We start from the raw sequence: 12484 nt of genomic DNA on the forward strand, positions 1-12484 counted from the left end.
CGAAACGTGCTTTCCGTCTAGCGGTTGCGATCTAGAATGCCAGTGTTCGCACCGGAGAATAGGTTAATGTCGTCGCTGCTACTTTGGAATCTACTGACCGTCGCTTTCCTGCATACAGCGGTATGGCTGGTCAGTCTGCTGAAACGCGACGTGAGCATTGTCGATTTGTTCTGGGCGGTCGGCTTTGCGGTGATCACTTGCCGCACGGCTCTGTTGGTTCAGTGGACACCCTTGTCCGGTTTGCTAGTCGCCATGGTGTTGATTTGGGCGCTGCGGCTCAGTGGATACCTCACTTGGCGAAATTGGGGCGAGCCCGAAGACCACCGGTACGGAAAAATGCGGGAGTATTGGGGCCGCCGTTTTCCGCTAGTGAGCTTGTTTACCGTGTTTCTACTCCAGGCTCTCCTCACATGGATCGTAGCGCTGCCGGTGCAAACGAGTATCCTCCAAGGCGGAAACTTAGGCGTTTTCGCGACAATTGGTGTCCTGCTGTGGACTATCGGGCTGGTGTTTGAGGCAGTCGGCGACTGGCAATTAGCCCGTTTCAAGGCCGATCAGGCCAACGCGGGCAAGGTGATGGACCACGGCCTCTGGCGTTATACCCGGCACCCCAACTACTTCGGCGAATTCCTGGTGTGGTGGGGCATTTACGTGGCGACCCTCGAAGCCGGCTTCGTGTGGTGGACGCTCATTGGCCCTGTGCTGATGAGTATCCTGCTGCTGAAGGTCTCAGGAGTAACGCTGCTGGAGAAATCACTCCAAGCCCGCAAGCAGGGCTACGACGACTACGCCCGCAGGACCAGCGCCTTCTTTCCTTGGTTGCCCAAGTCGTAGGGTCGCTGTGAGGAAGGCCGCAAGCGAGGTTTCTCGGACGTGGACTGGTCATCTCTCTCAGCAGTCCTACAGTCTCTCACTTGCGATCCCACTCAATCGGAGTCACTATGCACGCTACTCTTGACCAACAGCATCTGCGGGAGGCCTTGTAGATGCGGATCGCAGTTATCGGACTCGGCGTGAGCGGTTGTGTCGCTGCTCGTCTCCTCGCTACTCGGCATGACGTCGTACTCTACGACAGCAACCCCAACCCCGGCGGTCACGCGTTGACCGTCGACGTGGATCGTCACGGCCAGCGCGTGGCCGTGGACGTCGGTTTCATGGTGTTCAACACCAGGACCTATCCAAACTTCTGCCGAATGCTCGACATGCTGGGCGTCGCATCCCGCGCGAGCGACATGAGCTTCAGCGTTCGCGATCCGCAGCGCGACTTCGAGTACCAAGGCAGCGGCTTGCGTGGTTTGTTCGCGAAGCGCGCCAATGCGTTGAGTCCGTCGTTCTGGCGCATGATTGGCGACATCCTGCGTTTCAACCAAGGTGGTTGCAATGCGGTGCGGCTGGGACTCCCCGCCAATCAGTCGGTGGGCGAGTTTTTGCAGGCGGGTCGTTTCTCGCCTGGCTTTGTGCACGACTACCTGGTGCCGATGGCGGCCGCCATTTGGTCGACCCGGCCAAGCGATGTATTCGACTATCCGGCCAAGTTCCTGATTGGATTCTTCGCCAACCATGGTCTGTTGCAGCTTCGCAATCGACCGCAGTGGCGGACCATCGTTGGTGGGTCGAGGCGATACGTCGAGCCGCTGCTCGCTGACCTGCGTGACCGGCTGCACCTTGCCGATCCCGTGGCACGAGTGCGTCGCGGTCCTGCAGGATTTAAAGTTGAAACGCTATGCGGAGACGTCGGTGAGTTCGACGAAGTCGTCTTCGCCTGCCACGCCGACCAGACGTTGCGGATCTTTCCCGATGCGACGGACGACGAGGCCGATACACTCACCGCATTTCCCTACCAGCCGAACCAGGCGGTACTGCACACCGACCAGAGTCGATTGCCGGCGCGGCGCGACGCCTGGGCGAGTTGGAATTACTGCCTGAGCGCCGATCGAACTACTCCGGCCACGGTGACCTACGACCTCGGCCGCTTGCAAGGTGTCGTGGAGCCGGGCGAGCTGCTGCTTTCGCTGAACGAAACCGAGCAAATCGACCGGCAAAAGGTCCTGAAAACGTTCGAGTTTTCGCATCCAGCCTATACAATGCAGTCGATCGCCGCTCAGAGTCGCTGGGCGACGATCAGCGGTCGAGCGGGTGCACACTTCTGCGGCGCGTATTGGGGTTATGGATTTCACGAAGATGGCGTGAACAGCGCCCTGCGCGTCGCCAAGCAATTCGGTATTGGACTTGAAGCATGCACAGCTGCCTGTACGAAGGAGCCGTCGCCCACCACCGTCGCGATCCGGTAGCACACCGTTTTCGCTACAGTCTGGTGATGGCGTATCTCGATCTCGACGAGCTGCCGCAGCTCGTCGGGCGTGGGAAGCTACTTAGCGATCGCCGCTGGAGCCTGGCCTCCTTCTGCCACAGCGATCGGCTGTTCGACGAATCCCGCTCCCTGGATAATCAAGTTCGCGAGCTTTGCGCCGAGCGTTCTGGTCACAGACCCTCGGGTCCGATTCGAGTACTCACCCAGCTGCGATGGTATGGCTACTATTTCAGCCCCCTGAACCTGTACTATGCATTCGACCCGACCGGGCAGCGAGTCGAGCAGGTGCTGGCCGAAGTATCCAATACGCCGTGGGGCGAGCGGCACGTGTACGTGTTGTGCGACCACAATCGCACGGCCAGCGGCGGACTACGCTACGAGCATGCAAAGGACTTTCACGTCTCGCCTTTCATGAGCATGGAAGGCAACTACCGCTGGCGTCTCACGACGCCCGGCGACGCCCTTACGGTCTGCTTGTCGCGGCGCGTGCCGGGCGAGCGGTCGTTCGACGCCAATCTAACACTGCGGCGCAAAGAGATGTCGGCTGCCAACCTGCGGACGGCATTGATTCGCTACCCGGCGATGACCGCTCAGGTCACCGCAGCGATCTACTATCAAGCCTTGAAACTCTGGTGGAAGCGATGTCCCTATCACCCCCATCCAAACCGTACACAAAAGAACTTCTCCTCCAAGCAACAGCCAGCGGCCTAGAACAGAACGCAGCGCGCTCTCAACAGTCGCGACGCACCGCACCCATCTTTCGCCGACTGGTTCACCACCGCTTGCAGCAGGTCGCGCAGGGACGACTCACGCTCACCGATTGCACTGGCACGGCAAGCTTCGGCCAGCACAACGCCAGCCTCGAAGGACACCTGCGCGTTTCGGACCAACGCTTCTATCGCGCGATCGCTCTGCAAGGAGGATTGGGCCTCGGCGAGTCGTTTGTCCACGGCCATTGGGACTCGCCCGACTTAACGGCTGCCCTGCGGGTGCTGGCGGCGAATCTCGATCGACTGCAGGGTGTGGAGAAGGGGCTGCCGAAGTTACTCTCGCCGGTGCGGAAGTTCGGCCACTGGCTGCGGCGGAACTCTCGCTTGGGAAGCCGCCGGAACATCTCGCAGCACTACGACCTGAGCAACGAATTCTTCGAGTTGATGCTCGACCCCACGATGACCTACTCCAGTGGCTATTTTGCCGAGGAGAACGCAACGCTGAAGGACGCTTCCACCGAAAAGTACGACCGCATCTGCCGCAAGCTGAGGCTCGGTCCCAATGATCATGTGCTTGAGATCGGCACGGGGTGGGGTGGCTTCGCGATTCATGCGGCCACGAAATACGGTTGCCGCGTCACGACCACCACCATCTCGGCCGCTCAGCATGACTACGCTGCGGAGCGTTTCCTCCGCCACCGGTTGCAGTCGCAGATCGACCTGCGGCTGACCGACTACCGCGACTTGCGAGGCAAATTTGACAAGCTGGTGTCGATCGAGATGATCGAGGCGGTGGGAGAACGGTACCTGCCGAGGTACTTCGCGAAGTGCTCGCAGTTGCTCAAGCCGTCCGGCGCCATGCTGCTGCAGGCGATTACGATCCCCGACTACCGCTACGATGCCTACCGCCGCGGCGTCGATTTCATTCAGCGCCATGTCTTCCCGGGCGGCTTTTTGCCAAGCCCCAGCGCAATCACAGATTGCCTCCGCACGCGGACGGACTTCCGACTGCAGGCGGTGGAAGACTTCGCGCCACATTACGCCCGGACGCTACGCGCGTGGCGGGACAAACTGTGGGCGCAACTCGACGCGGTGCGCGAACTTGGTTTCGACGAGCGATTCCTGCGTCTCTGGAAGTACTACCTCTGTTACTGCGAAGCGGGGTTCCTGGAGCGCCAAATCGGCGTATCGCAGTGGATGCTCGCCAAACCCGCGTGGCGGTGACTGTGGTTGTGCACCGTGCCAAACAGCAGCGCCGGCAGAGCTTACGCCCTTACGCGGCTTGCTTGTTGGCTTAGTTCGTCCACGGCGTACTCGAGTTGAGCACGCATCGTGGCGCGGTCGCGGCACAGGGCCTCGACACGGCCAGCGTACAAGCTCAAGTCGCCGAAGCCGTAGCTGCCAGCAGAACTCTTGAGCTGATGAGCGGCGCGACACAGTCCTTCGCGGTCGCCGGCAGACATCAACTGCTCGATCACCGACATCCTTAACGGCAGTTCGCCGACAAACAGGTCTACCAATTCGGCGAATTCGGCACGACGGAGTGTCGAATACACAGGTTCCTGAATCATCGCAGGGATCCTCTTCTTCCTCGGATTCGCGGTTGGGAAGGGGCGGGCAGTTTAGGCGGGGGTGGATCCAATCCACACTGGTGCGACCGAATACTGCCCCTGAGTAACTCGATCGTGCCAAGCAGAGTAGAAAATTCACCCCCAGTGGGGAAGTTCAATTTCTTCCCCGTTTTTTCCTGGGTGAATACTTTAAATATGGAGTCCCATGCCCCTAAGTTCATGAGGTTTTGCGCACTGCACGGCAATCCGCGGCGGTTTCGAGCACCTCCCGAGGGGTGTGACGGTTGGGAGGATCGCCGGATTGGGGAACACACCACACCCTCGTCGCATCGCCAAGCTGCCCCAGTGCCAGCAGAACCCTCACGACCGTCATGGCCGGTGGGAAAACATGGGCAAATTGCGGAAACCGTACGGACCAGCGAGAGGCGGTGGGTAGGGTTGACGATAACGCTGATGGACTAAGTGGCAAGCCTTGCCTTGTTGGACTGAGAGTTCCAGCGACCAAAGGGTCGGCACCTTATGCAATGCGGTGCGTCCCGGTTCGTTTCTCACCCCCCTGAGCAGGCGCCGCGTAAAGAAAGATTTTGTGTTTCCCTCTCCCCCATGTTTTTTGAGGAGCGTTTGAAATGAAGAGTCGTGCCGTTTTGGCGTCGCTGTTCTTTGGCGCCGCCCTCGTGCTCTCCAGCGCCCAAAACGCCGACGCCTGCTTCGGGCTGTTCGGTCGTGGTTGTTGTGAGCCGAGCTGTTGTGAACCGTCGTGTGGCTGTGAGCCGAGCTGCTGTGTTGAGCCGTCTTGCGGCTGCGAAATGGACTGCTGTGCACCACGTCGTGGTTGCTGCCTGAGCCGTCTGTTTGGTAAGTTCCGCAACCGTGGTTGCGGTTGCTGCGAAGTGAGCTGCTGCGAGCCCAGCTGCTGTGCAGAGCCTTCTTGCGGATGCGAGATGGACTGCTGTGATCCTTGCTGCCGTCCCAAGTGCTGCATCCTCGGCAAGCTCCGTGGTTTGTTCCACCGTCACCGCGGATGCGGTTGCTGTGAGCCGACCTGCGGTTGCGAGCCCACTTGCGGTTGCGAGCCCAGCTGTGGCTGCATGTAATCGATGGTAGATCCGACAGGCTTCACCGCCTGACGGAATCTGCTTGAGAATAAAAAACCACCGCCGGCCCATGCCAAGGTCCGGCGGTGGTTTGTTTTTTGAACAAGCTATCTAACGTAGGCGTTTAGCACGCACTAGCCGTTGGACTCGGCAGGTGCCTCTTCGGTGCTTTCTTCTTCTGCACCAGCGCCCTTTTCGTCCTGCAGCTTCTTGAGGAACGCCTGCATCGCTGCCTGGAACCGAGCGGCACGTGCGCCAACGCCCGTTGCGGGAGCGGCCACGGCTTGCTCTTGCAGTTCGATGGCCTTATCCAGGTCGCCCTTGGCGTGATAGAGCCCGGCAAGGGTGTAGAATACCGCACCAACCGGCTTATCGGCGTCGGACTTCTCCTCGATGATCGCGATCACCGCGTCGACCACTTCAGGCTTGATTTCCTTGCCACGAGCGTTCTGCTGCATAATCTGAGCGCCGAGGTTCGTCGCTTGCATCAGATTCATGCTGGCCGCCTGCTCGTTCATCCTGGCAATCGCACGCTCAGGATCGTTCGACAGCATGGTCATCGTGGCGACCTGATCGAGTTGCCGAAGCATCATCGGTACACGGCCGGCCATGTCCTCGGGAAGCTTGAGCGCTTCGATCTCGGTAACGGCCGTATCAAAGGCATCGTAGTCTCCCTGCTGAGCTGCCGCGGCGGCGGATTGGAACAGCTTCTCCAATTGCTGCTTCGCGCGGAACGCCTCGGCGAATGCCTCGCGGTCCCAACTGTCGGTCACAATCTGCTCGAGCGGTTCGTCCATCGCCATGGGATGACCGATCCACTCCACCACGCCGTCTTTGCCAACGATAAAGGCGCAAGGAATACCTCGCTGACCAGCAGCGCGGAAGTAGTCGTTCTTCACCGAGCCATCGGGATCGGTGGTCAGGCAATAGACGCTCGTCAGGTCGGCGTAGGTTTGCGGTGCTTCGTCGGCCGATGCCTCTTCGCCTTCGGCGGGCGCGTGGGCTTGTGCGCCCATCACTTCGCGCTCGAGAAACTTCTCCACGGTCTCCAGCGGCTCGTCGCTAACGCTCACCACGGTCACACCTTGCTCGGCGTACTTCTTCTGAAGGTCGGCCAGGTGAGGCATGCTCGCCACACAAGGTCCGCACCAAGTGGCCCAGAACTCGACCACATAAACCTTGCCCGACTCGAACTCGTTGAACTGTTCGAACTGACCGTTGCCGGTGCTTACCCAATGTTCGATGTCGATGGGCGGCGCCGTCGAACCAATGGTCATCTCCTTGGCTTCGGCTGGTTGCTGAGCAGCAACTGGATTGGCGTGCAGCAAGCTAACCAACAACAACGCGGGCAGAAAAATACGTTGCACGGTAGGGGCTCCGAATAGGGGGGAGTGGGGGGAGGGATCGTACGCGGGAACGACATCCTACCCTGCTGATAGACTCCGAGTCAAACTTCCAAGTGCTGCTGGGACAGCAAATTACGGCCCAAATCAGGCACCCAAAGAGCAGGTCACCATGCGCAGCAGTTACCCAGCTAACCAATAGAGCGCAGATCGACTTCTTTTAATCGCAGCGTCCGACAAGGACTCTTGGGCAATCCCACCAGTTACACGGGCACCTTGAATGGGCAGAAAAAGGGCACCAACACCAGCGCAGCGACCCACAAGATGAGCGTCAACGGCAAGCCAACCCTCAGGTAGTCGATAGGGCGGTATCCGCCGGGGCCCATGACCATCAGGTTGGTTTGGTAGCCGATGGGGGTGGCGAAACTGAGCGATGCCGCCAGGGCCACTGCCAGCACAAACGGTTCGGTGGCGTACCCCCCATTGGGTCCCGCCAGGGCGACACCTACCGCGATCGGAATCATCATCGCCGCCACGGCCACGTTCGAGATCATCTCGGTAAACAGGGCAGTTACCAGGTAGATGAGTGCTAACAGAATATAGGGCTGCCAATCGGGATGAATGCCTGCAGCCTCTGTACCATGGACCATATAGTGGGCCAGGTACGAAGCTGCACCGCTCTTCTCTAGCGCTTGGCCCAAACCAATTGCCGCCGCGATGGTAATGATCACCTGCAGGTCGATCGCCGAGCGGGCTTCTTCGGTGCTCAGGCAGCGGGTGCCAATCATCAGCACCACCACGGCCATGCCAATCACTGCCTGGGGCTTGTTGGAGAAGAAGTGGCCAAATTCGAGTTGGTCGCGCGAAACCCCAGCGATGGTAAGCCACAGGATCATCAATCCGAACAGCACACCAGCCAGCAACGCCCGATCGTGCCGCCGTGCGGAAGTCTCGCCGACGGGGCTGACCAGGTAGAAATCGCGGCTGTTGCGGTAGGATTCCACGAACTCCGCGTGCGTCTGCAACAGCAGCGTGTCGCCAGGTTCTAACCGGATGCTACCGATCTTGTTGGTCAGCCGCTCACCATTGCGATGAACCGCAACGATGGCCGCGTTGTACCGCTGGCGGAAGTTCGCCTCGCGAACACTGCGGCCAATTAGCGGCGAGGTTCGCGACAGTACCGCCTCGGTCAGGCGACGTTGTATCCGCTGAGCGGGTTGGAACTCGTAAGTCATGTCGGCTGCCGGCACCAGCCCGGGAATCCGTTCCAGGTCGGCGATCGTCTGCACCACGCCGGTGAACACCATGCGGTCGCCGGCACGGATCACGTCGGCGGGGGTCACGGGGGTAATGATCTCGTCCTCGCGAGAAATTTCGATCAGGAACAGCCCGGGTAGGTTTCGCAGGCCCGCTTGCTGAACGGTTTTGTCCACCAAAGGGCAACCCGGCTGCACCATCATCTCCAGCAGGTACTCGCGGCGGCGGTCGCCCAGTTCGCGGATCAGCTCGGTTCGATTGGGCAGCAGCTTGGGAGCGATCACCAGGATGTACACGGCCCCGATCAGGGCGATCGGCACCCCCACGTACGAAATATCGAAGAACCCCAGTTCGTCGATCGGCGGGTCGGCGATGCCCTGGTCCTTCATCACCTGCCGCATTTCCGACAGCTTGGCGTTCACAACCAGCGTGGTGCTGGTGCCGATCAGCGTGCAGACCCCGCCCACGATGGTCAGATAACTGAGCGGCATTAGAATCCGGGATGGCGAGATATTCCTCTGGCGGCACCAGTCGAGCACCACCGGCAGGAACATAGCCACCAGCGGCGTATTGAGCACAAAGGCCGACACTGGCACCACGGTTACCGCCAGCCGGCGCAGCGCCGACCGCTCGGTGTCCGCACTACCCAGCACCGCGGTTCCCACCCAATCGAGTGCCCCGGTGGCCCTCAGACCGGCAGCGGCGGCGAAGAGTGCGGCGATGAACAGCACCGCCGGGCTGGCGAATCCCTGCAGGGCCTCGCGGGGCTCGATCACGCCAGCCAGCGTCACCCCCACCAGCGCGGTTAGGAACAGCAGCTCAATCGGAATCCGCCGGAAGCCGACCAGGCCCACAAATACGAGTCCCACTACGGCCACGGAGATCTTGCCGTCGAAGGATAGTTCGACTGGTGCGGTGGTGGTGGCAAGGCCCGTGGCCAACAGGAGCGGCGTCATCGCGAATGATCACAAAATCGCTAAACTAAAAGGCAGCAACGACTTGCGTCCATTCTACTAAGCCTCGCACGATTTGTGCAGATGGATTCGCCGCCCCAGCAGGGCAACTTGCGGCGAATGTCCAGTGCGGAGCGCCCCTGCGACACAGCAATAATTGCGGGCGACCGGGCGGAACCAGTGCAGGAGCATTCACCTGGGCCTCCGGATGACCGGCAAAATCGGCACCGACTGCCAACGATTTTGGGGGCGAAACTTATGGCAGTCCGGGGCCAGGGCGAATACACTGTAGGAAGTCCCCCAATGGCCCGAACGGCCATGTTGCACAATAACTTAGGCAATCTGCGCGGCCGTAGTCTCCCGGGCTCGGGAGCCGGAACAGGCGGCCGCATCCGCGAAAGGTACCTACTCGGAGTACCCCGATGACGATTTTTATGAACACTGGCAAGCTCGCACTTTCTACGGCACTCCTCGCGAGCGTGGCCATCGCCGCGCCGCTGTTGGCCGATCAGGCCCAGATGGAGACCTTCACAGCCGATGACGGGCAGTCGTTCTTCGCTTTGACGGTGCCACCGATCGAAGCAACCGAACCCACACCACGCGACGTTGTGGTGCTGGTCGACACGTCGGCCAGTCAGTCTGGCTTCTACCGCGACACGGCCATCGCCGCTTTGGAGAAGTGCATCGCCGGCCTTAACCAGGCCGACCGTGTGCAAGTGGTCGCAGTGGACCTCGACGCCCGCGCGATGAACGACTCACTGGCTGGCAAGGACGATGCATCCATCAGCGAAGCGGTGGAGAAGATTCGCCGCGAGCCGCCGCTCGGTTCGACCGACATGGAACTGGCGCTCAACAGCGCCGCGAAGCTGTTCGACGGCGATTCCAACCGCCCCCGCACCATCGTCTACATCGGCGACGGCATGAGCCCTGCCAACCTGATGCAGGCCGATGCCTTCGGCGCGCTGGTTGGCGATCTTCGCGACAAGCACATTTCGGTCAACAGCTTTGCTGTTGGTCCGCAGCGCGATCTGGAATTGTTAGCCGCGCTCGCCAACCAAACTGGCGGCAACATATTCATCGACAAGAAGATGGTGTGGCCGAACGAAGCCGAGGGCATCACTACCCAGCGTGCGTTGCAAGAAAACCGCCGCCGCGGCGGTGTCGCCGGCAAGGCATTGGCCCAATGGGCGCAAGCCGACGTGGTCTTCCCCACCGCCACCGAGTGGCCTGCCGAGTTCGCAGCTGCCTACCCCAATCAACTTCTGCCGATTCGTAGCGACCGCGAAACGATCGTCGTCGGCGAACTCGCCAAAGACGTCGAGGCCACGAGCCTCTCGGCCAAGGTTGGCGATCAACCGATGAACTGGACCGTCAAAAAGGCGCCGGTCTCCGGCGAGCTCTCCTACCTGCCACAACTGGTCGAAGGCGCTGAGCGCGATGGTGGGCTGGCCCTCACCACGCTAGGCACTCGCGGTCTGCAAGAGACGGGCCGGATGATGCTGGCCAGCGTCGAGGAGCTGACCAGCCTGGCCGAACGAGCCGCCGTGATGGGCGACAAGGAAAACGCCGGGCGCATTATTCAGACCGTGCTTCGCCGCGACCCCGGCAATCCACGGGCCAAGACGGTTCAAGCGTTGATCGAAAGCGATGCTCCGATTCCCGCCCAGCAGCCTTCGATTACCCCCGAACCCGGTCAGGGCTCGTCCAATAGCGGCGACTTGGATCTGGTTCGCGTCGCCCAAGCGGGCGAAGTCGTTCCTGCTCCACCTGCCGGTGGGATGATCGTCGGCCCATCGAGTGGTGAATTCATCGATGGTGTTCCCGCACGCGACGCGGTGGTTGATGGATCTTACCTCACCGAAGTCGAACGCCAGAATCGCATCGTCTCCGAGATGATGGAGAAGGAAGTGGAACTGACGATCTCCGACGCCCGAGCCGGGACAATATGCGAGCAAACCCCGAGCTCGCTTCGCAGAACCTCAAGCTGATGCTGGAGAACATTCGCCAGGCAGCACAACTGAGCCCCGCGGTACGAAGCCAATTGATCGACCGCCTGCAAACCGTGCTGCAAGAGACTGCCCGTGCTTCGGTGATCGACGCTGAACTGCGTCAGCAAGCCGAAGAGCGTGCCGCCGCAGCCCGGGAACGCCGATTGATCAACGATCGCCTCACACGCAAAGTGGTGAAAGAGAAGCAACTGGTCGACCGGATGAACGCCCTGTTGGACGAGCATCGCTACGAGGAAGCCGAAGAGGTCGCTCAGATTCTGTACGAGGTCGATCCCGACGGCGTGACTCCCGTCGTGGCGGAGCTTCACACCCGCTTCGAGCGACACCACTACTTGCAAGAGATCACCCGCGAACGTCGTCACCGCGGCTCGTGGGATACCTGGTTCCAAGTGGAACTGTCTGGCATCCCGCAACCGGACGAACCGCCGATCGTGTACCCCGATGCGGCTGTCTGGGAAGAGCTGACCAACCGACGCGAGAAGTACAAAGCGGTGGACCTGGCTGGTCAGGATGGTGCAGAACAACGCATCACCAAGGCCCTGTCCGATCCGCTTAACCCCTTGGGCCTCGAGTTCCAAGGCGCGCCGCTCTCGGAAGTCGTGAACTTCCTGCGCGACGAGTACAACATTGAAGTCCAGCTCGATCTGCAGGCTCTCGACGCGCTGACGCTCTCGCCGGACGAGCCAATCGACGTGAACCTGCGGAACATTTCGCTCCGTTCGGCGCTTCGCATCATGCTTCGCCAATTGGAGCTCACGTACGTCATCTCCGATGAGGTGCTGCTGATCACCACCGAAGAGGAAGCCCTCACACGACTGCAAGTCAAAGTTTATCCCGTGGCCGACTTGGTCCTGCCCATTGAAACTCCCAGCACCGGTGGCTTCGGCGGCGGTTTGGGCGGCGGTGCCTTCGGCGGCGGTGGCGGCGGTGGCCTGGGCGGCGGCGGCCTCGGCGGCGGCGGCCTCGGCGGCGGTGGCCTGGGCGGTGGCGGCTTCGGTGGCGGCGGTGGTGCGTTCAGCATTGCCGACAACGATGCACCCGTAGCCCAACCGACCGAAAGCAAGTCCGCAGAAGCCCAGCCCGAAAAGGCCAAGGCTCCCCAAAGCCCTTCGACGAGCACCAAGCCTGCCTCTACCAAGGTGACCATCGACGAGAGCGTCTCGCCTGAGTTGTTCTGGGATGGCTACTTCGGCGGCGCGGTCCGCGACACGGCTGCGGTCCGCGGCACGGTTCGCG

General features: G+C 61.0%; 8 protein-coding genes and 1 pseudogene. 6 read left to right on the forward strand and 3 right to left on the reverse strand.

Features of this window, described 5'->3' with window-relative positions:
• Positions 1–66: 66 nt before the first annotated feature.
• The 4 genes from ACQK2L_RS31780 (at position 67) to ACQK2L_RS31795 (ending at position 4245) form a co-directional block, all read left to right on the forward strand.
• Complete coding sequence (locus tag ACQK2L_RS31780) at positions 67–834, forward strand: DUF1295 domain-containing protein (protein ID WP_425401086.1); 768 nt, start codon at positions 67–69, stop codon at positions 832–834.
• A gap of 152 nt (positions 835–986) precedes the next feature.
• Positions 987–2291 (forward strand): NAD(P)/FAD-dependent oxidoreductase, encoded by a 1305-nt coding sequence (locus ACQK2L_RS31785; RefSeq protein WP_425401087.1) that lies wholly within the window; start codon positions 987–989, stop codon positions 2289–2291.
• Entirely contained in the window at positions 2237–3022 is a 786-nt protein-coding gene (locus tag ACQK2L_RS31790; RefSeq protein ID WP_425401088.1) for a DUF1365 domain-containing protein, read from the forward strand. Before ACQK2L_RS31785 ends, ACQK2L_RS31790 begins: the two co-directional genes overlap by 55 nt.
• A 71-nt stretch (positions 3023–3093) precedes the next feature.
• Positions 3094–4245, forward strand: coding sequence for a class I SAM-dependent methyltransferase (locus ACQK2L_RS31795; RefSeq protein WP_425401089.1), 1152 nt, complete (start codon positions 3094–3096; stop codon positions 4243–4245).
• Between the two features lie 41 nt (positions 4246–4286).
• On the opposite strand, the gene ACQK2L_RS31800 is transcribed toward ACQK2L_RS31795, so the two are convergent.
• The 3 genes from ACQK2L_RS31800 to ACQK2L_RS31810 form a co-directional block, all read right to left on the reverse strand.
• Positions 4287–4592: an Hpt domain-containing protein gene (locus tag ACQK2L_RS31800; protein ID WP_425401090.1), complete on the reverse strand. Its 306-nt coding sequence runs from the start codon at positions 4590–4592 to the stop codon at positions 4287–4289.
• A 1228-nt stretch (positions 4593–5820) separates the two neighbouring features.
• Positions 5821–7053: a TlpA disulfide reductase family protein gene (locus ACQK2L_RS31805; RefSeq protein ID WP_425401091.1), complete on the reverse strand. Its 1233-nt coding sequence runs from the start codon at positions 7051–7053 to the stop codon at positions 5821–5823.
• Between the two features lie 239 nt (positions 7054–7292).
• Positions 7293–9242, reverse strand: coding sequence for an SLC13 family permease (locus ACQK2L_RS31810; protein WP_425401092.1), 1950 nt, complete (start codon positions 9240–9242; stop codon positions 7293–7295).
• A gap of 419 nt (positions 9243–9661) precedes the next feature.
• On the opposite strand from ACQK2L_RS31810, the gene ACQK2L_RS31815 reads away from it, so the two are divergent.
• Positions 9662–11227, forward strand: a complete 1566-nt coding sequence (locus ACQK2L_RS31815; protein WP_425401093.1) for a VWA domain-containing protein — start codon at positions 9662–9664, stop codon at positions 11225–11227.
• Positions 11185–12484: pseudogene (locus tag ACQK2L_RS31820) on the forward strand (hypothetical protein); the annotation flags it as partial. The gene ACQK2L_RS31815 and the pseudogene ACQK2L_RS31820, both read left to right, overlap by 43 nt.

The sequence above is a fragment of the Aeoliella sp. genome (assembly GCF_965227375.1).
Classification (GTDB): domain Bacteria; phylum Planctomycetota; class Planctomycetia; order Pirellulales; family Lacipirellulaceae; genus Aeoliella.